The sequence below is a fragment of the Sphingomonas mollis genome, assembly GCF_016427505.1.
In the GTDB taxonomy this organism is placed as follows: domain Bacteria; phylum Pseudomonadota; class Alphaproteobacteria; order Sphingomonadales; family Sphingomonadaceae; genus Sphingomonas; species Sphingomonas mollis.
The window spans coordinates 13,968-35,085 of the sequence record NZ_JAELXS010000010.1 but is presented as its reverse complement, the minus strand read 5'-3'; the positions used below and the strand labels follow the sequence as shown (position 1 = coordinate 35,085).

Below are 21,118 nucleotides of genomic sequence, written 5' to 3'. Positions count from 1 at the left end.
CTTGGCCGTCCGCGAGCGGACGGTCTTCAACCGGCTTTTGCGTTCTGGTTCCTGGCGTTCTCGGCACGCGCGCCGACGATCATCTTGCGGGCGATGGCGCGCACCGCCTCGTCATCCTTGCTGTCGTCATGTGCCGGGTCGCCGAGATGGTCGAGGCTGGCCTCGATCGTATCGAGCAGGCCGGGATGCTTGCCCTCGACATATTCGATCAGCTTGAACAGCACATGCTCGACCGCGATTTCGCGGCGTCGGGCGTGAATGGCGGTGTCGTCAGTCATCGGGCGTGTTCCTTGTTGAGCGGGTCTGCGGAGAAAGCGATCGACGCTGCCGGAATATCCCCGACCACGTCGATGGATCGGTCACGCCGGCACCATCACCGACAGGATGTCGTCCACCTCCCCCACCGCGAACGCCGAATATTCGTCGCCGATCGCATAGGGCAACAGGATGCGCCGCCCGTGCAGCATCCCGCCGCAGCTATAGGTGACGTTGGGCACATACCCGCCGCGCTGCTCCGCGCTGGGGAACAGCAGCGGCGACGGTGTGCGCATCAGCACCTTCGAAGGATCGTCCCTGTCGAGCAGGCAGGCACCGACGCAATACCCGCGCACCATGCCGACGCCGTGGGTGAAGACCAGCCAGCCCTCGTCGATCTCGATCGGCGATCCGCAATTGCCCAGCTGCACGAACTCCCACGAATATTTCGGCGCCATGATCGGCGTGCCGGTTTCCCAGGTGTAGAGATCGTCGGACCGCAGCAGCCAGATATTCTCGTTGTCCTGCCGCCCGAGCATCACGAACCGGCCGTCGATCCGGCGGGGGAACAGCGCCATCCCCTTGTACCCGGTCATCGCACCGGTCAGCGGCCGCATCTCGACCGTGCGCAGGTCGACGCCGCGCAGCATCTCCTGCCGTGCGTCCTTGCCGTCATAGGCGGTGTAGGTGCCGATGATGCTGCGCACGCCGTCATGATCGGTGAAGTTGACGAGGCGCAGATCCTCCACCCCCTGACGCTGGCTGGGCAGGATGGGGAAGATGATCGTCTCCGACACATCCTCGCTGTCCTCGCACACCAGCCGTACCCAGCCGTCGTCCTGCCGGTCGATCCGGGGCGGCACCGCCTCCTGGCTCGGCGGATCGATCACCAGCCGGTCGGCCTGTCCGTCCCTGGCCGGCACCCATTCGCCGGTGCGGAAGGTGATCGACGAGATATGCCCCTCGCCGATCCCGCGCAGCGACAGGATGAAGCGGACCGCCCCCGGCTGCGACGGTTCCTCTTCGGTCAGTGCGACGACGCTGGGGTTGAACAGCGCGGCGGATTCGAAGGCGTATTCCTGGCTGAAATAGGCGCCGATCAGCAATTGCTCGTCGTCGTCGAACGTGCCGTCCCCGATGTCACCGCGCACCTCCTCGAACCGGCGTCGCAGCACCCGTTCGACATTGTGATGCCGCTCGCCCATCGACACCATCAACAGCTCGCGCATCCGGGCGCGCATCGCGGGGTCCAGCGCCTGCACCCGGTCCACCACCACCTCCGGCCGCGGCGGGTTGTCTCCGGCGAAGGCGGCCGGATAGCCGAAGCTGAACGGCCGGATCACGGTGCGCGAGGGATCGGGTTTCAACTCGGTATCGAGCGTCGTGAAGACATCGGCAGCGTTCATCGGCATCGGCCCCTGATGGTGATGTCGCGAACGGATGTGCGCGATGGAGTGCGTAACGGTGTCGGGCTGCTCGCGATCCAATATATCACTAGCCCGCCCTCATCATCGGATCGTCGCGATCGGGGTCGCGGCCCTGTTGCCGGTCGAGCGAGCGCATGATCGGCGTCACCGTCAAACCGTGCAGCACGATCGAGAACAGCACCACCAGCCCGACCAGTCCCCACAACCGCTCGCCGTCGAACCCGTCGATATGGTTCAGGCCGTACGCGAGGTAATAGATCGTGCCGACGCCGCGGATGCCGAAGAACGCGAGCGTCAGCTTCTCCGACCGGTCCGCACGGTGCCCGATCAGCCCGATCAGCCCCGTCACCGGCCGCACGACCAGCAGGATGACGAGCGCGACGCCCGCATCGATCCACGACACCGACGCGAACAGCCCGCTGACCAGCGCCCCGCCGAACAGCAGCAGCAGGACCATCATCGCCAGCCGTTCGATCTGCTCCGTCACGTCGTGCATGTCGTGGTGGAAATCATGCTGGCGATGCGTGTTGCGGAACGTCAGCGCGGTGACGAACACGGCGAGGAAGCCGTAGCAATGGATGATCTCGGTAAAGCCGTACGAGATGCACGTCGCGGCCAGCGCGATCAGGCCGTCGCCGGTCTGCGCCAGCTTGCTTTCGGCCGAGACGTGGAACGTCAGCCAGCCGAACAACCGCCCGATCGCCCAACCCGCGCCGATGCCGGCGAAGACTTCCCAAAGCACGCGGTACGTCAGCCACTCGCCGAACCACCCCTGGTGCGTGCCCGCCACGGTTGCCAGCGCGACGGCGAGGTGGACGAAGGGAAAGGCGAACCCGTCGTTCAGCCCCGCCTCCGACGTCAGGCCGAAGCGTACCTCGTCCTCGTCGCCGGTCTTCGGCGGGCCGACCTGGATGTCAGAGGCCAGCACCGGATCGGTCGGCGCCAGACTGGCGGCGAGCAGCAGCGCGATCGCCCACGGCAATCCCATGCCGAACGCGGTGACGACGGTAATGGCGACGATGCCCAGCGGCATGGTGATGCCCAGCAACCGCCACGTCACCGCCCAGTCGCGCCATCGGAACACCCGGTCGATCTTCAACCCCGCCCCCATCAGCGCGATGATGACGACGAACTCCGCGAACCGCTCGGTGATCTCGGGATAGAGGTACGGCAGCGGCTTCAGCGTCACCTGCGGCAACGAGAACAACGCCGCCCCCAGCGCCATGCACACGATCGGCAGCGACAGCGGCAGCTTGCGCAGCACCAGCGGCAACCACACCACCAGCGCGGTGAGCAGGCCGAAACCGGTGAGCATCAGTATGTAAGGGTCAGGCAGCCATGCGGCGGGAATCATGGATACCGAACGAGCGGGTGGCTCGATCGGGCGCAGTCGATCGAATTACCGGCGTTCGATGATGGTGTTACGGGGTGCGACGATCGCCTGCGTTATGGGGACGACGTTGGATGTTGGTGGATAAGCGACTGACCGCTTTCGAACTTAGATTCTGGAAGCGGGTTGTTGCATTAAAGCCCTTGCGCGGATGTGACACCTGCAAGAGCTGCTTGAATTGAGGCACAAGGCGGTCCGCGGAAATTGGCATCGGGTCGAAAATGAAAACTGCCGCTGCTGTCAAGGAAAAATGCGTACGTAAGGACTCCATAAAACTGTCCTTGCTTAACTTGGGCGTACCATCGGTCGCCAACAAGCATAGCGCCTTCAAATCGTTCTCTGGCGTACAGCAAATCTACTTTAGTCGGTGCATCTGTTTCTATGAGCTTAGCGTTGCTGTCAGCGAGTTTACCGCCGGATGATTGCACTCGCCCGATGAGTTCCTCTCGAATGGTCGAAGGGAGTTCGGCCAAATTCATAGCGGTTGCTGTCGCGCCAACGGCCTTTGCACAGCTCCGCAGATCGGCTGGCTCCGTCGTGATCGACGATGCTATGAAGGTAATGATTGAGGCTAAGTTATTCATCGATACGTCCTTTTAATGAAGCAGCGGACTGGCTAGCATGTCTATGTTCGTCTGCATTTTGGACGATTGTCGACTGGTTCCTTTGGATCGCTGCCGATCAGTAGCACGAATGTCGCAATCTGGGCGAGTGCCGACGGGCAGCTTCTGGGATCTACTGCGCCGATCGCGAACTGCGCGACTTGGTGAGAGACGGATGTTCCTTACAGCTAATCCGCTTCCCGCGTTGGCTTCGAGAATTGATGCTCGTCGAAGATCTCGACGGTTGCCCACTCCGGTCCCTCATTCCAAACCGAGACCCAGTTTTCAGGGTGAATGTCGATTGAATGCGGGTGTCCATCTTCAAGGATCACAACGGCTTCACCTCCGGCTGGAACCTCGTATTAGTCGCATACCGGCTCAATAAAGATCGTCAGCGGCGTCGAGAGATAGTTGCGGATCGGCAGTCGCATTGGTTGGCCCCGTTCGCTGGATTACCATACCGTGCCTCACCAACGGCATGTCCGCAATTGAGCGAAAGCCGTCACACCTAATCCCCCCGCAACTCGTCCAGCACATCGCGCAGCCGTTCGATCCGTGCGGCGGGGTCGTCGATGCGTTCGCGCAGCAGCCAGCGGTTCTTCACCTGTTCGAACGGGGCGGGCAGCGTCGCCTTTGGATCGGCGAGCGTCAGGGCGATGGCGGCGGGGCCGGCGTCGATCTGGCGGACGCCGGCCGACGCGGCCAGCGCGGCGATGCGGGCGGTGTCGAGCAGGCGGACGGCCGGGGCCGGCATCGGCCCGAACCGGTCCTCCAGTTCCGCCTGGAACCGGTCGATCGCGCCGACCCCGTCCAGATGCGCCAGTTCGCCATACAGCGACAGGCGCAGGTCGGCTTCGGGTATCCAGTCGTCGGGCAGGTGGCCGGTCGCGCCCAGCGACAGCGTCGGTTGCCAACGGTCCGCCGTCTCGCCGCGCGCCGCCTGTAACGCGTGGCCGAGCAGATGCTGGTACAGGTCGATGCCGATCAGCTTCATATGACCGGCCTGTTCCTCGCCGATCAGGTCGCCGGCGCCGCGCATGTCGAGATCGCGCGCGCTGATCGCGAAGCCGGCGCCGAGATGGTCGAGCGCCTGCAACGTGCGCAGCCGCTTCAGCGTTGCCTCCGCGATGGTCGCGTCGCCATCGGTGGTCAGCATGATCTGCCCGCGCCGTCCGCCGCGCCCCACCCGGCCGCGCAACTGGTGCAGCTGCGACAGGCCGAAACGGTCGGCATGGTGGACGATCATCGTGTTGGCGCGCGGCACGTCCAGCCCCGCCTCGATGATGTTGGTCGCCAGCAGCACGTCGCCGTCGCCGGCCGCGAAGCCCGCCATCGCCTCGTCCAGTTCGCCCGCGCCCATCCTGCCGTGCGCGACGACCAGACCGAGCGCGGGGACCAGCCGGCGCAACGTCGCGGCCATCCCTTCGATATCCTCGATCCGCGGCACCACGACGAAGCTCTGCCCGCCGCTCGCCCGTTCGCGCAGCAGGGCCTTGCGGACATCGTCGTCGGTGAAGGGCGCGACGGTGGTGCGGATCGGCTGGCGGCGCGCGGGCGGCGTCGCGATGACCGAGATCGCCTGCAACCCCACCAGCGCGGATTGCAGCGTGCGCGGGATCGGCGTGGCGCTGAGCGTCAGGACATGGCCCGCGCCCAGATCGCGCAAGGCCGCCTTGGCGGCCGCGCCGAACCGCTGTTCCTCGTCGATCACGACCAGCGCCAGATCGGCATAGCGCACCGATTTCGCCGCGACCGCCGCGGTGCCGACCACGACGTGGATCGTGCCGTCGGCCAGTCCGGCACACACCCGCTTGCGCTCGGCCGGGGTCGACAGGCGCGACAGGGCGGCGACCTCGATCCCGGCGAAGCGCCGGCGGATGGTGTCGAGATGCTGCCGCACCAGCACCGTCGTCGGCGCGACGATCGCCACCTGCCTGCCGGCCAGCGCAACAAGCGCGGCCGCGCGCAACGCCACCTCGGTCTTGCCATATCCGACATCGCCGACGACCAGCCGGTCCATCGCCCGTCCGCTCGCCAGATCGCCGCGCACCGCCGCGATGGCGCGCGCCTGATCGGCGGTTTCGGTGAAGGGGAAACCCGCCGCGAAGCGTTCATAGGCCGCATTGTCGGGCACGATCGGATCGACCGTCCGCGCCTCCCGCTCCGCCGCCAGCGACGCCAGCGTGCGGGCGCTGTCGGCGATGGCGGCATCGATCGTGGCGCGGCGCTTGGTCCAGCTCGCGCCGTCCAGCGTGTCGAGCGTCACCGCGTCGCGATCGGCGCCGTATCGCCAGATGCGGTTCGCTTCCTCCACCGGCACCAGCCGGCGCGCGCCCTTGGCATATTCCAGCACGATATGGTCGCCGGTTTCCTGCGTCTCCAGCCCGACGACGCTGCCGATGCCGTGATCCTCGTGCACCACGACATCGCCGATGTGCAGTTCGGTCCCCTGCGCGAAGCCGGCGCCGATCGCGGTCGGCGCGTCGTCTGCCTGTGCGCGGCTGCCGAGCAGATCGGCCGCGGCGACCACCACGCCGTCATCGTTCGCGAAACCGCGTTCGACCGGCGCGGCGAGCAGGGACAGCGTACCGACCGGTGCCGCCATCGCCTCCGCCAGCGAGGCGACGGGCGTGGCGGGGGGCGTGGCGGGCGTGCCGATGCGGCTGCCGAGGAAGCGCAGGTCGCGCGGCGAGCCAGCCAGCACCAGCCGCCCCTCCGCCAGTGCCGCCTTCGCGAAGCGCCGGAACGCACGCACCGGATCGGCCCGTTCGACGAAGCGGGGCGGCGCGGCGTCCGTTTCCCGGTCCAGTATCACCACACGGTCCGCGACCGCCTTGCCCCATGCCTTGCCGTCGACCAGTTCGGCCGCGATCCGTCGCCGGGGCGCGCCATCGCCGGCCAGCGCCAGGAAGCGGTCGCGTCGGTCGATCGCGGCGGGTTCGATCAGGATCGCGGCATCCGGCAGATGGTCGGTGATCGCGACGCCCTTACCAAGCGCCGGCTCGCTCGCCCGGCCGATGACGACGCTGTCGATCGCCTCGATCCCCAGCTGCGTAACGGGGTCGTAAGCGCGCAGGCCCGTCACGACGCCATCAGCGAATTCGATGCGTACCGGCGTCGTGCGATCGGCGGGGAAGATGTCGATCACCGTGCCGCGAAGGGCGATCTCGCCCGGCTCGTCGACGCGGTCGTCCCCGGTATAGCCGAGCGACTCCGCGAGGGCGGGAAAGCCGTCGATGTCGATCGCATCGCCGATCGCGAAGGCGGGCGGTTGCTCGTCGAACGCGGCCGGAGCGGGATAGCGCACCGCGCTGGCATCCGCCGACAGGATGACGACGATCCGCGTGTCCGCGCCTTCCGTCTCGGCCAGCCGCAACCGGCGCAGCGCCGCTACCCGCCGGCCGACATTGCCTGCCGATGGCGGTGCCGCCTCGCCCGGCAGCGCGTCGCTGGAGATCAGGTGGACGACCACCGCATCGGGCGCGAACGCCGCGACGGCCTTCGCGATCGCCTCGCCCCGCTGGCCGTCCTGCGCGACCAGCATCACCCGTCGATCGTCCCGCAACGCCACCCGCGCCGCGACCGCCGCGATCGCGTCGGCCGTTGGCGCGGCTTCGCCGGCCAGCACGGTATCGGGGGTGCGCTTCAACATGGGGACGGGTTCCTCTCGGCCTCTCGGGGCTGACAGGACAACCGGTGCGCGGCGTCCGGCGTTCCGGCGCGCGGCCGGCATTTGCCGTGTCAGCGATGCAGGTTACTCATTTCTGTTCCCCGGCGGAGGCCGGGGCCCAGTTGGGTGAAGGGCTGCGATGATCCATAACGGCCTTCCCAACAGGACCCCGGCCTCCGCCGGGGAACAGGTGGTGAAAGGGGATGGCGGGTGGCTGTCGTGCCTTCCCCCGGTTGCGCCCCGCCGCGATCCGGGTTAGCTGGCCGGCATTCGCCTGGACCCGGTGCAATTCCGGGTGGCTATTCCGGCCGCCGATCCGCCGGACAACGCTCTAATCCGCTGCCGACATTTTCCACCGCGCGTGCCGCGGTGCAGTCCGGCGCGGTCGATGCGGACCGTTTATCCATGAATACCCTGTCTCTCTCCCGCTACCGGACCGAATGGTTCAGCGGCATCGGGCAAGCCCGGCGCGACGTGCTGGCCGGCATGGTCGGCACCTTCGCGCTGATCCCGGAGGTCATCGCCTTCTCCTTCGTCGCCGGCATCGATCCGGAGGTCGGCCTGTTCGCCTCGTTCGTGATCGGCATCGTCATCGCCATTGCGGGTGGCCGTCCCGCGATGATCTCTGGCGCGGCGGGATCGGTCGCGCTGGTCGCGGCCGCGCTCGTCCATGCGCATGGCCTGCCGTATCTGCTCGCCGCGACGGTGCTGGCCGGCGTGTTCCAGATCGTGTTCGGGCTGTTGAAGCTCGATGTGCTGATGCGCTTCGTCTCGCGGTCGGTGCGCACCGGTTTCGTCAACGCGCTGGCGATCCTGATCTTCTCGGCGCAACTGCCGCAACTGATCGGCGTCACATGGCACAGCTATGCGATGATCGCGCTGGGCCTCGCCATCATCTATCTGTTGCCGCGTATCACGACGGCGATCCCGTCGCCGCTGATTTGCATCGTCGTGCTGACCGCGATCGCCGCCTTCGTGCCGATGCCGCTGCGCGTGGTGGCGGACCTTGGCCGCCTGCCGGACGGCTTGCCCACGCTGGCGCTGCCGCATCTGCCGATCGCATGGGAAACACTGGCGATCGTCGCGCCCTATGCCCTGGCGATGGCGGCGGTCGGCCTGCTGGAATCGATGATGACCGCCAGTGTCGTCGACGACCTGACCGAGACGACCAGTGCCAAGGCGCGCGAGTGCACCGGCCTGGGCCTCGCCAATATCGCAGCCGGGATGTTCGGCGGGATCGCCGGGTGCGGCATGATCGGCCAGACCGTCGGCAACGTCCGCTATGGCGGGCGCGGGCGGCTGTCGACATTGGTCGCGGGCGTGTTCCTGCTGGTGGTGATGGTGCCGCTCAGGCCATGGGTCGCGCAGGTACCGGTCGCGGCGCTGGTGGCGATCATGGTGATGGTGTCGATCAGCACCTTCTCCTGGGGCTCGCTGCGCGATCTGGGCCGGCATCCCAAGGTATCGGGTATCGTCATGCTGGCGACCGTCGCGGTGACGGTCGCGACGCACGACCTGTCGGCCGGCGTCATCGTCGGCGTGCTGCTGAGCGGCGTGTTCTTCGCGTTCAAGGTGACGCGCCTGATGGACGTGGCGGTCGAGTACGACGCGGCCACCGACACGCGTCTGTACCATGTGTCGGGACAGATATTCTTTGCCAGCGCCGACATCTTCGCCGACCGTTTCGACCTGCGCGACACCGCGCGCCGCGCGCGGATCGACCTGACCCACGCGCACCTGTGGGACATCACCGCCGTCGGCGCGCTGGAGGACGTGGTGTCCAAAATGCGCCGCCACGCCATGACGGTCGAGGTCGTCGGCCTGAACGAGGCGAGCGCGATACTGGTCGACCGCCATGCGCCGCTGATGCGGGAGGTGGGGATTTAGGGGGTATGGTAATTGCGAAGCGGGATGGCGATTTCGCCTAAATCCGGGCATTGTCGTATCCAGCACGCAAAATGCACGGCGCCCCACCGCACACGGCTCTATTTCCCCCTCACCCGCGTTGAGGCATTCGTGCCTATGGACGGGAAGACGACGATGACGGCCTCACCCTTTCTGGACGACCCCGGCGAACAGTTCGCCCGACAGATCGCGCTGGCGGTGGCCTCGCCGATCGAGGACGTGCGGGCGATGCATCTGCGCGCGGCCGAGCATTTCGCGGCGCTGGCGAAGGCCAGCCGGTTGCCCCTTCCGCGCAGCAAATGAAGCAGGCAGTCAGCCGGACGTGACGATCGGGTGGTCCAGCCGCATCCGGTCGAGTAACCGTTCGACCCGGTCGGTCTCGCGGTAATCGCCCGACGGGGCCAGCGACCAGTTGCAATGGGCATGGGTCGCCAGATCGTGCAGGCGCACCGGACCGACCACGATCCGCCAGCGCCGGCGCAGGCCGCCATGCTCCCGTAGCAAGGTCGAGACGATCAGATCCTGTAGCTCGCTGGCGGTCATCGCCCTCGCCTCTCGCCGCTACCGCCCCGGTTGGCAAGCGCGCGGGGTTCAGTCCTCGTCAGGCGTCAGGCGCTCCGACAATTCCATCAACTGGCGCGCCGCGTCCCGATCGGCCGGGTCCTTGAACGCGACGTCCAGATCGGGCGCGGCATCTAGCATGAACAGCAGTGTCCACAGCGCGAAGCGCCGCGACCGGTCACGCTCCAGCCCCAGATCGACCCGTGCATGCTCGATCCCCGCCGCCATCGCCGTCGCCGGCACGGTCGCCAGATCGGCGGTGCCGAAATAGCGGCGCATCTGATCGTCCAGGTCCATCGCCCCCGTCTAACGGGTCGCGGCGGGCCGGCAAGGCGCCATTCCCCTATCGGTTGACGAACCGCTGTTGCGTGGCGGCATAGCGGTCGCCCTGCACGGCGACGGTGGCCAGCACCGTGTCGATGCGGGCAAGGTCGTCGGGCGACAGCGCCACCGCCGCGCCGCCCAGATTCTCCTCCAGCCGGTGCAGCTTCGTGGTGCCGGGGATCGGTACGATCGACGGCCGCTGCGCCAATAGCCAGGCGAGCGCGATCTGCGCGGGCGTCACGCCCCTGTCGCCGGCGACCTGGCGGACGATGTCGGCCAGCGCCTGGTTCGCCTGCATCGCGGCCGGCGCGAAGCGGGGCACGGTGCGGCGGAAATCCTGATCGCCGAAGGTCGTCGCGGCATCCATCGTGCCGGTCAGGAACCCCTTGCCGAGCGGGCTGAACGGCACGAAGCCGATGCCCAGTTCGTCCAGCAGCGGCAGGATTTCCGCCTCCGGTTCGCGCCACCACATCGAATATTCGCTTTGCAGCGCGGCGACGGGCTGCACGGCATGGGCGCGGCGGATCGATGCGGCGCCGGCTTCCGACAGGCCGAAATGCTTCACCTTGCCCGCCGCGATCAGCTCCTTCACCGTGCCGGCGACGTCCTCGATCGGCACGTCCGGATCGACGCGGTGCTGGTAGAAAAGGTCGATACGGTCGGTCCGCAACCGGGTCAGCGCCGCGTCGGCGACCTGCCGGATACGCTCCGGCCGGCTGTCGAGGCCATCGGTCGGCACGCCGTTCCGGAAGCCGAACTTGGTGGCGATCACCACCTCGTCGCGCACCGGCGCCAGCGCCTCGCCGACCACCTCCTCGTTGATGCCGGGGCCATAGGCCTCGGCGGTGTCGAAGAAGGTCACGCCGCGCTCCTGCGCCGCGCGGATCAGCGCGATGGCATCCTGCCGGTCGGTCGCGGGGCCATAGCCGAAGCTGAGGCCCATGCATCCGAACCCGATCGCCGATACCATCGGGCCATTCCGGCCCAGCTGTCGCTGCTGCATGTCGTGTCCTTCGCGCTGCCTTGTCATCACGCAGATAGGCGTGCGGCACTCATGCGATTAGGCGGGACGGATCGCATGTGGTCATGACCCTCGATCATGAATTACCCGTATAGTGCGGCGGGTTTATGCCCGCTCCACCTCGAAAATTAACATTCCACAATGCTTCTGTTTTTTCCGTCATGTAGGGGACGAAAAAAGCGGTGGACCTGCAATGCCGACATGACAGCGGATTTCTCCATGGACGTCGACGTGTCGCGCGATCTTGTGCGGATCGTGATGACCGGTTTTTTCACCGCCGACGAGATCGCCCGGTTCGTGGCCGCCCGCGACCGCGCGCACGAACTGTTGCGATGTCCGCCGAACGAGCATCTGACCCTGGTCGATATCCGCGGCATGAAGATCCAGGCCCAGGAAAGCGTTGCCGATTTTCAAAGGCTTCTCGCCGACCCGAAAAAGGCATCCAGACGTCTGGCGTTCGTCGTGGCACAATCATTGGCCCGTATGCAGATCAAGCGTGCCGCCGATGGCCGGGCAGCCGGCTATTTCGTGAACCCCGACGAGGCGGAGGCATGGTTGCTGGACGAGGACGGCATCTTGCCGTCACTGCAACCACTGGCGCAGCAGCGTCGTCACCTCGCCCGGCCGCTCCATCGGCGACAGGTGCCCGCACGAGCGCAGCAGGTGGAAGCGGGCGCCGGCGATCCGGGCGCTAAGCGCGCGGGCGTCGTCGGGGGTGCAGATGCGGTCGCGGTCGCCGACCGCGACCAGCGTCGGTACGTGGATCGCGGCGATCGCCTCGTTGATGTCGGGGCGGGCGAGCAGCGCGCGTTGCTGACGCTCGAATACGACCTGCCCCACGCGTTCGGCCATCGCCTGCGCCGGGCCGGCGACGATCGCGGTCAGGCGCGGGTCGGCGTGTGGCGCGGTGGCGAGCAGGCCCTGGCCGACGACGGTGCGCGGCCGCACCTCCATCGAGGCGCGCGTGCCGAACAGGGCGATGCGGGTGATCCGGTCGGGCGCCTGCCGAACCATCTCCATCGCGACATAGCCGCCGAGGCTGACGCCGGCGACCGCGAAGCGGGGTGGCGCATCCGCCAGCACGCGCGCCGCCATCCCCGACAGCGTGTCGTCCTGCGACAGGTCGCCGAATTCCGGCTGGGCGAGCTTGGCCAGATCCATGATCTGCCGCGCCCATAGCTGCCCGTCGCAGCCCATGGCCGGCAGCAGGACCAAAGGAATGGGCAGGGGCGGGGTACGCATGAGCAGTATCTCCGATCAGGAAGGGTTCGGGGTACGAAAGACGAGCGGCGCCCCGATCAGCACCAGCACGACGCGGGTCAGATGGTGGACGATGACGAAAGCGGGTTCGAGCGCGAGGCTGAGCGCGACCATGCTCATTTCGGCCAGGCCACCGGGGGAATAGGCGAGCACCAGCAGCACCGGATCGATCCCCGTCGCCGCGCCGATGCCGACCGCCCAAAGAATGGTGAGCGTCAGCAGGATCACCGTCGATCCCGCCGCCAGCAACACGGTGCGGACCAGCGCGCGCATCGTCAGCCCGCCGAACCGACAGCCGAGCGTCGCGCCCAGCCCCACCTGCGCCGCAGCCAGCGCCCAGCCGGGGATGCGGAAATCGGCGATGCCGGTCGCATGGACGAGTGCCGAGACGGCCAGCGGCCCGACCAGATGCCATGCCGGCAGGCGCAGCGCGCGGCCCAGCACCAGCCCGACGACGACGCACCCCGATGCCCAGCCGACCAGCGTCCAGTTCGCCATCCCGCCGCTCACCACGGCGAGCGCACCGGGCGGTATCGCAACCGGCGCGGCGACGAGGCGGATCAGGAACGGCAGTGTGAACACGACGAGGAAGATGCGCGCGGCGTGGATCAGGCCGACGGTGCGCTCGTCGGCGCCGCGTTCCGCCCCCATCACCACCATCTCGGCGATCCCGCCCGGCATCCCGGCGAAATAGGCGGTTGCGGGATCGAACTTCGCGACCCGCCGGAAATAGGTGACGCAGACCAAAGCCGCGCTGGCGAGGAACAGCGGGAGGAGCGCCAGCGGCACGATCCACGCACGCGCCTGACCGAACAGGTCGGGCTGGAAACTGCTGCCCAGCACCACGCCGATCACCGCCGCCATCGGTCGCCGCGTGGCGGACGATGCCGCGACCGGTGCGCCGGCGATGCTGGCGACCGCGCACGCCGCCATCGATCCCAGTACCCATGGCAGGGGCGCGCCGATCGCCCGGAACAACGCCCCGCCGCCCGCGCCGACAGCGAGCGCCGCGACGAAGCGGAGAAAGACGTCGGCGCGGATCACCTCGGCACGCCACGGCATAAGGCAGAACCGTCGTTGCGAGCGCAGCGAAGCAATCCAGTGTCCCGCGCGCGAAACTGGATTGCTTCGCTAACGCTCGCAACGACGGGATCGGATCTGCCTGCTGTCATCTGGCTTCAGGCGACGAACGGGAAGGCCAGCGCGATCATGCCGACCAGCGTCATCACCACGCATACCGCGATGGCGGGGACGAGCGTGAAGCGTTGGTGATCGGCCAGATCGATGCCGACCAGGCTGACGAGCAGATAGGTCGACGGCACCAGCGGGCTGAGCAGATGCACCGGCTGGCCCATCAGCGACGCGCGCGCGATCGCCTCCGGCGCGACGCCGTAATGCGCGCCCGCCTCCGCCAGGATCGGCAGCATCCCGAAATAGAACGCGTCGTTCGAGATGAAGAAGGTGAACGGCAGGCTGAGGAACGCGGTGATCGGCGCCATGTACGGCCCCATCGCCGGCGGGATCACGCCGACCACCGCCTTGCTCATCGCCTCGACCATGCCGGTGCCGCCCAGAATGCCGGTGAAGATGCCCGCCGCGAAGATCAGCGAGACGACCGCCAGCACGTTGCCGGCATGGGCGGAGATGCGCTCCTTCTGGTCGGCGACGCCCGGATAATTGACGATCATCGCGATCGCGAAGGCGATCATCATCAGCACCGACAGCGGCAATATGCCCCAGACCAGTAGCGTCAGCAGCGTGACGACCAAAGCGGCGTTGAACCAGATCAGGTGCGGGCGGCGTGCCTCGGGATATTGCGACACGGCCATGCCCTCGAACGTGTCGGTCACGGTCACGCCCGCCTCGCCCATCCGCGCACGCTCCTTGCGCCCGAACCAGATGGCGAGGCCGATCAGGAAGGCGAGGCCGGCGATCATGCCGGGGATCAGCGGCAGGAACAGCGTGGCCGGATCGAGCTTCAGTGCGCTCGCCGCACGCGCGGTCGGCCCGCCCCACGGCGTCAGGTTCATGATCCCGCTCGTCGTCATCAACAGGCAGACGAGGTACAGCCGGTTCATGTCGAACCGCTTGTACAGCGGCAGCAGCGCGGCGATCGTGATGATGTAGGTGGTGGAGCCATCGCCATCGAGGCTGACGACCGCGCACAACGCCACGGTGCCGATCAGGATGCGCATCGGATCGCCATGGACCAGCCGGATCAGCCGCGTGACCAGCGGATCGAACAGGCCGGTATCGGTCATCGTCGAAAAGAACAGGATCGCGAACAACAGCATGACGCCGGTCGGCGCCAGGTTCTTGATCCCGTCGATCATCATATCGCCAAGGCCGGCGCTCTGCCCGGCGATCACGCCGAACAGCGAGGGGATGACGATCAGCGCGACCAGCGGCGTCATCTTTTTCGTCATGATGAGCGTCATGAACGTGGCCACCATCAGGAAGCCGAGCAGGGCAAGGTTCATCGCATCGTCCTTGGGTTAAGGGCGTGAAAGGGGGTGCAGTTCGAACGATCTCCGTTCGTCCTGAGTAGGGGCTGAGCTTGTCGAAGCGCCGTATCGAAGGACATCGCCCCAAGCGGACCGGCCCTTCGATACGCCGCTTCGACGGGGCTCAGCGGTACTCAGGGCGAACGGGTATGTTCGCATCAGAAGGTGACGCCGACGCGCGCGCTGAGCGTCTGGCCGCTGTCGCCACCGGTGAAGGCGCCGGCGCGGTTGTCGGTGTCCCACTGGATCGCATTCACCTGGAACCGGGTGAAGCTGTTCAGATACCAGTTGACGCCCAGCGTCGCGGCCCAGCCCTCGCCCCCGGTCAGCAGGCTGGTGTAATCGAGGCTTTCGTACCGCGCGGTCAGCTCGATCGCGCCGATCCCGCCGTCGAAGGTGGGCTTCAGCACCTTGGGCTGGCCGAAGCTGCCGAGGCGGGGGTTATAGGGCGGCAGGTCGCCGGTCAGGAACAGCCCGCCCGATACGCTCCACGCCTTGCTGACGAAATCGGGGCGGCCGGCATCCAGTCGCGCGTTGCGTCGCCCGGCCTCGCCCATCACCCATAACGGCCCGCGATAACCGCCCGCCTCCAGCCCATAGCCGGTGGTGCCGGTGCCGCCCGTCAGCGTACCGCTCGACACCCGCAGCGCACCGTTGAAGCGCCCGCCGATCACCGTGTTGCGGGTCAGCGATCCCGCGACCGACGACAGCGATTCATCGAAGCCCCACGCGCCCAGATGCAGCACGCCGGTATCGGTCTTGATCGGGTTCCAGTGCGCGCGCGCCAGCAATGTGCGGCTGTCGCCGACCGTCTGCGTGCCGTCGATCCGGTCGCCGGTCAGCGTGATCGAGGCGTGACCCGTCTTCCAGAACACGCGCGGCATCACGCCGATGCCATAGAAACCCCGCTGCGGGATGATCGCGGTGGCGACGGTCGTGCGTTCGAGGAACGGCGTCGAGTCCGACCCCGTCGATCCCTCGAACCCGCGATCGTTGAACAGATGGCCGGCGCGCACGTCCCAGTCGAGGCCGGGTTTGATCCGGTCGCGCCAGCCGACAAAGGCGGTGACGACATCGACCTCGTTCTCCGAAAAGTCGCTTTCGAACTGATAGAAGAAATGCGTGCCGACGCCGCCTTCCAGACCCAGGCGCAGCGCGCGCATCCCCGTCGTGGTGATGTTGCGGCCGTCGTACTTCGACCCGAAGCTGGAGCTGACATCGGTCAGGATGCGGCCGCGCGGCTTGAACGTGTACACGCCGTCCGCCGAGTGGAACACGGGCAGGCCGGCGCCCCATTCGGTGGTCAGCCCGGACGGATTGTCGCGCGCGGCGATCGCCTGCGTCACGTCGCGATCGGCGGGACCGGGGGGTGCCAGCTGCGGCGCGAACGGGATCGTGCGGCGCGGCTCGTTCTGCGCGACCTGCGGTGCGGGGGTGGTCGGCGTGGCACGCGCGACGTCGCGGTCGGCCGGGCCGGGCGGCACGATCTGCGGCGCATAGGGTTCGGTGCGCGCGACCGTCGCGGCGCCCTCCAGCCGGTCGAGCCGCGCCTTCAGCGCGGCGATCTCCGCTGCCTGCGCGCGGACCAGCGTAGCGAGGTCGGCATCAGTCGGACTTTGGGCCAGCGCCGGCGTGGCGACGATCAGCGCCAGCGCGGCGCAACCGGTACGGAAAAAGGTCATCGAATTGAGGCTCCGGTGGCGAGGGTCGCGTTCCATTCGCGCAGGAAACGCTGGCGTTTGACGCGATCTAGGTTGACGAGAAGCTGGGGGCCGACGCGGATCGGCCGCGCCTGACCGGCGGGCAGCCGGCGCGCGCGGACATCGGTGCGGACCGGCCACAGGCTGCGTTGCGCGAGCAGCGTCTGCCCTTCGCGCGACAGCAGGAAATCGAGGAACAGCTTGGCTGCGGCGGGATGCGCCGCGTCGCGCGCGACGAAGGCGATGCGCGAGGTGACGATGGTGTAATCCTGCAGGAACGCCACGCCGATGCGCGGATCGGTCCGCGCGCGTTCCAGCGCGTACGATCCGATGACGTTGTACGCGATCGCCTGCCGCCCCTCGGCCACCGCACGCAGCATCGGTTCGGTGGTCAGCGACAGCACCGGCCGCGTCGCCGCGATCGCCGCCAGCAGCGAGCGGGTGTCGCGCGTCGTCGCGAAATCCTCCGACAGGTACAGATACCCGACATTGGAGCGCGCCGGATCGAACGTCGTCACCCGGCCGGTAAAGGCGGCGCGCTGTTCCCGCAACAACGTCTCCAGCGCGGCATGGGTGCGGGGCACGCGCTGCGCCGGCACCAGCCGCTTGTTGTACACGATGCCGATCGGCTCGGCCGTCACGCCGAAACCCATGTTCTTCCACACCGATACCGCCGGCAGCGCGGGTTTCTCCGGGCTGGCATAGCTTTGCGCAAAGCCGTCGTTGATGAGCTTGACCTGCAGATCCATCGCCGACGACCAGATGAGGTCGGCCGACAGGCGGCGCGCGCGCGTCTCGGTGACGAAGCGGCGATAGAGTTCGGTGGAGCCGAGATCGGCATAGAGGACGGTGATCCCCGGATACCGGCGCCGGAACGCGGCGACGACCGGCAGCATCTCGGCCCGGTCGGCATTGGCATAGATGCGCACCTGACGCTCGGCGCGCGCATCGGCGATCAACTGGTCGTACGATCGCGGATAGCCGGCGGGGCGTTGGGCCAGAGCCGGTGTCGTGACCGTTACTGTCGCCATCGCGGTCAGATGCAGCAATCTGGAAACGAACGGGGCCATCATCACCTCTCCTCGCCTTCCGCCTCGTTGTTCGGATAGACTGCACGGGTGGAGTACGACGCCAACCTGTCAGCAGCCTTTCACGCCGTGAGGGCGCGTGCATGCGCATCCTGATGATCGAGGACGATGCGGCGCTGGCGCGCAGCATCGCCGCGTTGCTGCGCGCCAGCGGCAACGCGGTCGATCATGTCGCGACCGGCGCGGACGCGCTGGCGGTGGTGGCGGGCGAGCCCTATGCGCTGGTCATCCTCGATGTCGGTCTGCCCGATATCGACGGCTTCACCGTGCTGGCCCGCCTGCGCGCGCGCGGTGACCGGGTGCCGGTGCTGATGCTGACCGCGCGCGACGGCCTCGACGACCGGGTGCGCGGGCTGGATCTCGGTGCCGACGATTACCTGCGCAAACCGTTCGAGCCGGAGGAGCTGGAGGCGCGCGTCCGGGCGCTGGGTCGCCGGCGGGGCGGCGATCCGCACCCGGTGCTGTGCGTCGGGCCGCTGACGCTCGACCGCTCGACCGGCGGGGCCGACATCGCCGGCCGTCCGCTCGACCTGCGTCGCCGCGAGCGCGCGGTGCTGGAGGCGCTCGCCACCCGCGCCGGCCGCGTCGTATCGCGCGACCTGCTGATCGGCGAGGTGTTCGGCTTCGACGAACCGGTCGGCAGCAACGCGATCGAGGTCTACGTCACCCGTCTGCGCGGCAAGCTGGCCCCCGACGGCCCCGAAATCCGCACCGTGCGCGGCGTGGGGTACATGCTCGATGGCGGGTGAGCTGCTCCTGAGGGAAAAGACAAAACGCCCGCCCCCTTCCGTCATCCCGGCGAACGCCGGGATGACGGAGGGGGAGGGTATCAGTTCGCAGGCGCTGCTTTGGCGAAGAGAAACGAAGAAGCAGGGGGTTCGCGCGGAGACGCGGAGACGCGGAGAAGAAGGGAGATCAAGGCGCTGCGCGCGGCCCGTGCCGGCCACAGGCCCTGTCAATCACCATGACCATCGCCGAACCGCGATCCGGCGCATCGCGGACGACCCCCGTCACCCCTTCTTCTCCGCGCCTCCGCGCCTCCGCGCGAACCCTCTTCAAACCTTCACCCCACCATGCTGACGACCGAAGCGAAAACCCCCGCCCTCCGCACCCGCTTGCTCGTCGCGATGGTCGGCCCGCTGCTGCTCGCGGCCGTCGTCATCGGCGTGCTAGGCGCCACGCTGATCGCCGACGTCGTGCGCAGGACGAGCGACCGCGTGCTGGGCGGCGCACTGGGCGCGATCGCCGAGACCGTGCAGGTGGAGCGCGGCGAGGTGACGCTCGACCTGCCCGCCGCGGCGTTCGGGATGCTGGAGAATGGCGAGCGCGACAATGTCTATTACCGGATCGCGGTCGGCGAAGAGCTGCTGACCGGCTATGCCGACCTGCCTGCGCCCGACCCCGCGACGCTGGCGATCGACGTGCCGCGATATCGCTTCGCCCGCTACCGCGATCAGGACGTCCGCATCGCCGAGGTCCGCCGGGCGCTCCCCCGTATCGACCGCCCTGTGATCGTCCAGATCGCCGAGACGCTCGACAATCGCGGCGCGCTCAACCGGCGGTTGATGCTGGCGTTGCTGGTTGGCGAATGCGTGCTGGTCGGCGCCGCGGCGCTGCTGCTCCGCCCCGCGCTCGGCTGGAGTCTGCGCCCGCTTGCCCGGCTGCGCGGCGCGGTGGAGGCGCGCGACGAACAGGCGCGCCCCGATTTCTCCCCGCTCGATGCCGGCCCCCTGCCCAGCGAGCTTCGCCCGCTCGCCCGCGCGTTCGACCGGTTGCTGGCCCAGCTCGACACCGCGACCAGCGGCGTGCGCCGCTTCACCGCCGATGCCTCGCACCAGATGCGCACGCCGCTGTCGGTGCTGAAGGTGCAACTCGCGCTGGCGCGGCGCGGCTCCGGCCCCGAGCGTACCGAGGCGCTGGACGAGATCGCCGACGCCGCCACCCGCCTGGAACGACTGGTGACGCAGTTGCTGGCGCTGGCCCGCGCCGAGGAAGCCGGTGTCTCCGCGCCGCTGGAGGCGGTCGACCTGCGCGAGGTCGCGGCCGCGGTCATCACCCGCCAGTTCGGTCAGGCGATCGACGCCGGCATCGATCTGGTGCTGGAGGGCGACGAAACCGTCGCCGCCATTGTCCCCGGCCACCGCACCCTGATCTTCGAGATCCTGTCCAACCTGATCGACAACGGCATCCGCTATAACCGGCCGGGCGGCACCGTATCGGTCACGATCGCGGCCACGCCAGCGGCCACCACGGTCGCCGTCGCCGACGACGGCCCCGGCATCCCCCTCGCCCACCGCGACACCGCCTTCGACCGCTTCGTGCGGCTGGGGGTCGGAGGCGGACCCGAGGGCAGCGGCCTCGGCCTCGCCATCGTCCGCTCCGCCGCCACCCGCCTGAACGCCACCGTATCGTTCGGCGACGCGGAAGTGGGGACGACGATCATCCTGCGCTTTGCGGGGGTCGGGACGGGATAAAGTTCATCCCAATCCCGGCGCGGTCACGATCCCGACACGAGCCGATGATGCGATGGATGAACATAGGGTCGAGCATGGTCATCTACCGTCGCGAGATCAGCCAAAAGCGCTTCGTACGCCTCACCAAAATCTATCCCGCCGCCTGCGTTCATCTCGACCAGCGTTTCGCCGATTGAGGCGTCCAATTCCCGCCAACGGCGTTCCTCGTCCTCGATCATTTTCTGGTCCTGTCGGATAAAGTTGCAGCCACTATTACTGGTTCTGGCTCAGTTCCCGTTATCGATATGATCCTGCACGTCGCAGCTCATCGTTTCGGTCAGAATATATAGCTGTCTCGGTGATCATTGACCGTTCCGATCGCCGTCTCCCGCAGCGTCTTCAGATGCGCCTTTCTATGCTCTGCCAGCTTGCGTTCCTCGGCCTCGATCGCAGCCATTTCAGCGTCCAGTGACTTCGCCATAGTTCTTGCCTTTTGGTCAGGCTGATCGGGCTCTGAACGGGACCAATATAGCCAGCGATCGACCGGTCGAAAAGACCACGGCCAATCGATCCGAACTCACCCAAGGAAACCCCCATGACGATCATCGTCGAACCGGACCAAGACACCCGCGCGAAGCGTAGGATCAATCCATCATTCCGCACTGATGGCGGACCCCTGCCCCACGGAAAACCGGAGGCCCTTCCCATCAACCAGAAGAACCAGAAGGATCAGAGCAACACATGGGAATCGGGACAACAAAGAAGCACACCCTTGCAAGCTGCGCTTGCTTTTTCCCATGATTTTACAATGGCCTAGAGGATTTATGATGCGTGGCACAGCGTGCCACGAAACGTGGCACGCTGTGCCACGCTGACAGAACCACGGTTTTCCGCCGTTTCTGTGTGGCACGCTGTGGCACGTTTTTCCCGGATACCCAATTCTGGACCTTGCTCCGCC

Annotated in this window: 21 protein-coding genes and 1 other annotated feature; of the genes, 5 read left to right on the top strand and 16 right to left on the bottom strand. The window is 67.5% G+C overall.

Annotation, left to right across the window (positions count from 1 at the left end):
* Nucleotides 1-26: 26 nt before the first annotated feature.
* The 5 genes from JAO74_RS15985 to JAO74_RS15965 all read right to left on the bottom strand — a co-directional run bounded on the left by JAO74_RS15985 (nt 27) and on the right by JAO74_RS15965 (nt 7,326).
* Complete coding sequence (locus JAO74_RS15985) at nt 27-278, bottom strand: hypothetical protein (RefSeq protein ID WP_199040421.1); 252 nt, start codon at nt 276-278, stop codon at nt 27-29.
* A gap of 81 nt (nt 279-359) precedes the next feature.
* The gene (locus tag JAO74_RS15980) at nt 360-1,661 is read right to left on the bottom strand and encodes a glycoside hydrolase family 130 protein (RefSeq protein WP_199040419.1); all 1,302 of its coding nucleotides are present in this window, start codon (nt 1,659-1,661) and stop codon (nt 360-362) included.
* An 88-nt stretch (nt 1,662-1,749) separates the two neighbouring features.
* A complete protein-coding gene (locus JAO74_RS15975; protein WP_199040417.1) occupies nt 1,750-2,997 on the bottom strand; it encodes a cation:proton antiporter in 1,248 nt (415 codons plus the stop codon).
* A 209-nt stretch (nt 2,998-3,206) separates the two neighbouring features.
* Nucleotides 3,207-3,656, bottom strand: coding sequence for a hypothetical protein (locus tag JAO74_RS15970; protein WP_199040415.1), 450 nt, complete (start codon nt 3,654-3,656; stop codon nt 3,207-3,209).
* A 526-nt stretch (nt 3,657-4,182) separates the two neighbouring features.
* Nucleotides 4,183-7,326, bottom strand: coding sequence for a helicase-related protein (locus tag JAO74_RS15965; RefSeq protein ID WP_199040412.1), 3,144 nt, complete (start codon nt 7,324-7,326; stop codon nt 4,183-4,185).
* Nucleotides 7,327-7,617: 291 nt separating this feature from the next.
* Nucleotides 7,618-7,673, top strand: a sequence feature (sul1 is cis-regulatory element that is thought to sense ions involved in sulfur or methionine metabolism; They are found in Alphaproteobacteria).
* A gap of 76 nt (nt 7,674-7,749) precedes the next feature.
* Between JAO74_RS15965 and JAO74_RS15960 the strand changes: the two genes are divergently transcribed.
* Nucleotides 7,750-9,231 carry a SulP family inorganic anion transporter gene (locus JAO74_RS15960; protein ID WP_199040409.1) on the top strand — a complete coding sequence of 494 codons (1,482 nt, stop codon included), beginning with the start codon at nt 7,750-7,752 and terminating at the stop codon, nt 9,229-9,231.
* Between the two features lie 153 nt (nt 9,232-9,384).
* Nucleotides 9,385-9,552, top strand: coding sequence for a hypothetical protein (locus JAO74_RS15955; RefSeq protein ID WP_199040406.1), 168 nt, complete (start codon nt 9,385-9,387; stop codon nt 9,550-9,552).
* A gap of 9 nt (nt 9,553-9,561) precedes the next feature.
* On the opposite strand, the gene JAO74_RS15950 is transcribed toward JAO74_RS15955, so the two are convergent.
* The 9 genes from JAO74_RS15950 to JAO74_RS15910 all read right to left on the bottom strand — a co-directional run bounded on the left by JAO74_RS15950 (nt 9,562) and on the right by JAO74_RS15910 (nt 17,650).
* Nucleotides 9,562-9,792: a hypothetical protein gene (locus JAO74_RS15950; protein ID WP_199040403.1), complete on the bottom strand. Its 231-nt coding sequence runs from the start codon at nt 9,790-9,792 to the stop codon at nt 9,562-9,564.
* 48 nt (nt 9,793-9,840) lie between these two features.
* Nucleotides 9,841-10,107 carry a hypothetical protein gene (locus tag JAO74_RS15945; RefSeq protein ID WP_199040400.1) on the bottom strand — a complete coding sequence of 89 codons (267 nt, stop codon included), beginning with the start codon at nt 10,105-10,107 and terminating at the stop codon, nt 9,841-9,843.
* 46 nt (nt 10,108-10,153) lie between these two features.
* Entirely contained in the window at nt 10,154-11,137 is a 984-nt protein-coding gene (locus JAO74_RS15940) for an aldo/keto reductase (protein WP_199040397.1), read from the bottom strand.
* A 177-nt stretch (nt 11,138-11,314) separates the two neighbouring features.
* The gene (locus tag JAO74_RS15935; RefSeq protein WP_199040394.1) at nt 11,315-11,626 is read right to left on the bottom strand and encodes a hypothetical protein; all 312 of its coding nucleotides are present in this window, start codon (nt 11,624-11,626) and stop codon (nt 11,315-11,317) included.
* 111 nt (nt 11,627-11,737) lie between these two features.
* Nucleotides 11,738-12,397, bottom strand: a complete 660-nt coding sequence (locus JAO74_RS15930; RefSeq protein ID WP_199040391.1) for an alpha/beta fold hydrolase — start codon at nt 12,395-12,397, stop codon at nt 11,738-11,740.
* Nucleotides 12,398-12,412: 15 nt separating this feature from the next.
* Entirely contained in the window at nt 12,413-13,477 is a 1,065-nt protein-coding gene (locus JAO74_RS15925; protein ID WP_199040388.1) for an AbrB family transcriptional regulator, read from the bottom strand.
* A gap of 116 nt (nt 13,478-13,593) precedes the next feature.
* A complete protein-coding gene (locus JAO74_RS15920; RefSeq protein ID WP_199040385.1) occupies nt 13,594-14,895 on the bottom strand; it encodes a CitMHS family transporter in 1,302 nt (433 codons plus the stop codon).
* A 182-nt stretch (nt 14,896-15,077) separates the two neighbouring features.
* Complete coding sequence (locus JAO74_RS15915) at nt 15,078-16,601, bottom strand: OprO/OprP family phosphate-selective porin (RefSeq protein WP_199040382.1); 1,524 nt, start codon at nt 16,599-16,601, stop codon at nt 15,078-15,080.
* On the bottom strand, nt 16,598-17,650 hold the full coding sequence (locus JAO74_RS15910; protein ID WP_416194320.1) for an ABC transporter substrate-binding protein: 1,053 nt from the start codon (nt 17,648-17,650) through the stop codon (nt 16,598-16,600). Before JAO74_RS15910 ends, JAO74_RS15915 begins: the two co-directional genes overlap by 4 nt.
* Before the next feature lie 140 nt (nt 17,651-17,790).
* Here JAO74_RS15910 and JAO74_RS15905 point away from each other — a divergent pair, with 140 nt between their 5' ends.
* A complete protein-coding gene (locus tag JAO74_RS15905; protein WP_199040379.1) occupies nt 17,791-18,456 on the top strand; it encodes a response regulator transcription factor in 666 nt (221 codons plus the stop codon).
* 324 nt (nt 18,457-18,780) lie between these two features.
* Nucleotides 18,781-20,181: a sensor histidine kinase gene (locus tag JAO74_RS15900; protein WP_199040376.1), complete on the top strand. Its 1,401-nt coding sequence runs from the start codon at nt 18,781-18,783 to the stop codon at nt 20,179-20,181.
* Nucleotides 20,182-20,204: 23 nt separating this feature from the next.
* Here JAO74_RS15900 and JAO74_RS15895 read toward each other — a convergent pair whose 3' ends face one another.
* Both JAO74_RS15895 and JAO74_RS15890 read right to left on the bottom strand, forming a co-directional pair.
* On the bottom strand, nt 20,205-20,399 hold the full coding sequence (locus tag JAO74_RS15895; RefSeq protein WP_199040373.1) for a hypothetical protein: 195 nt from the start codon (nt 20,397-20,399) through the stop codon (nt 20,205-20,207).
* A 98-nt stretch (nt 20,400-20,497) separates the two neighbouring features.
* Nucleotides 20,498-20,641, bottom strand: coding sequence for a hypothetical protein (locus JAO74_RS15890; RefSeq protein ID WP_199040607.1), 144 nt, complete (start codon nt 20,639-20,641; stop codon nt 20,498-20,500).
* 114 nt (nt 20,642-20,755) lie between these two features.
* Between JAO74_RS15890 and JAO74_RS15885 the strand changes: the two genes are divergently transcribed.
* Entirely contained in the window at nt 20,756-20,977 is a 222-nt protein-coding gene (locus JAO74_RS15885; RefSeq protein WP_199040371.1) for a hypothetical protein, read from the top strand.
* Nucleotides 20,978-21,118 lie beyond the last annotated feature (141 nt).

Bases quoted from the DNA above. Each gene is read 5' to 3' on its own strand.
- JAO74_RS15985 (WP_199040421.1), bottom strand. From the start codon at position 278: ATGACTGACGACACCGCCATTCACGCCCGACGCCGCGAAATCGCGGTC.
- JAO74_RS15980 (WP_199040419.1), bottom strand. From the start codon at position 1,661: ATGAACGCTGCCGATGTCTTCACGACGCTCGATACCGAGTTGAAACCC.
- JAO74_RS15975 (WP_199040417.1), bottom strand. From the start codon at position 2,997: ATGCTCACCGGTTTCGGCCTGCTCACCGCGCTGGTGGTGTGGTTGCCG.
- JAO74_RS15970 (WP_199040415.1), bottom strand. From the start codon at position 3,656: ATGAATAACTTAGCCTCAATCATTACCTTCATAGCATCGTCGATCACG.
- JAO74_RS15965 (WP_199040412.1), bottom strand. From the start codon at position 7,326: ATGTTGAAGCGCACCCCCGATACCGTGCTGGCCGGCGAAGCCGCGCCA.
- JAO74_RS15960 (WP_199040409.1), top strand. From the start codon at position 7,750: ATGAATACCCTGTCTCTCTCCCGCTACCGGACCGAATGGTTCAGCGGC.
- JAO74_RS15955 (WP_199040406.1), top strand. From the start codon at position 9,385: ATGACGGCCTCACCCTTTCTGGACGACCCCGGCGAACAGTTCGCCCGA.
- JAO74_RS15950 (WP_199040403.1), bottom strand. From the start codon at position 9,792: ATGACCGCCAGCGAGCTACAGGATCTGATCGTCTCGACCTTGCTACGG.
- JAO74_RS15945 (WP_199040400.1), bottom strand. From the start codon at position 10,107: ATGGACCTGGACGATCAGATGCGCCGCTATTTCGGCACCGCCGATCTG.
- JAO74_RS15940 (WP_199040397.1), bottom strand. From the start codon at position 11,137: ATGCAGCAGCGACAGCTGGGCCGGAATGGCCCGATGGTATCGGCGATC.
- JAO74_RS15930 (WP_199040391.1), bottom strand. From the start codon at position 12,397: ATGCGTACCCCGCCCCTGCCCATTCCTTTGGTCCTGCTGCCGGCCATG.
- JAO74_RS15925 (WP_199040388.1), bottom strand. From the start codon at position 13,477: ATGCCGTGGCGTGCCGAGGTGATCCGCGCCGACGTCTTTCTCCGCTTC.
- JAO74_RS15920 (WP_199040385.1), bottom strand. From the start codon at position 14,895: ATGAACCTTGCCCTGCTCGGCTTCCTGATGGTGGCCACGTTCATGACG.
- JAO74_RS15915 (WP_199040382.1), bottom strand. From the start codon at position 16,601: ATGACCTTTTTCCGTACCGGTTGCGCCGCGCTGGCGCTGATCGTCGCC.
- JAO74_RS15910 (WP_416194320.1), bottom strand. From the start codon at position 17,650: ATGGCGACAGTAACGGTCACGACACCGGCTCTGGCCCAACGCCCCGCC.
- JAO74_RS15905 (WP_199040379.1), top strand. From the start codon at position 17,791: ATGCGCATCCTGATGATCGAGGACGATGCGGCGCTGGCGCGCAGCATC.
- JAO74_RS15900 (WP_199040376.1), top strand. From the start codon at position 18,781: ATGCTGACGACCGAAGCGAAAACCCCCGCCCTCCGCACCCGCTTGCTC.
- JAO74_RS15895 (WP_199040373.1), bottom strand. From the start codon at position 20,399: ATGATCGAGGACGAGGAACGCCGTTGGCGGGAATTGGACGCCTCAATC.
- JAO74_RS15890 (WP_199040607.1), bottom strand. From the start codon at position 20,641: ATGGCGAAGTCACTGGACGCTGAAATGGCTGCGATCGAGGCCGAGGAA.
- JAO74_RS15885 (WP_199040371.1), top strand. From the start codon at position 20,756: ATGACGATCATCGTCGAACCGGACCAAGACACCCGCGCGAAGCGTAGG.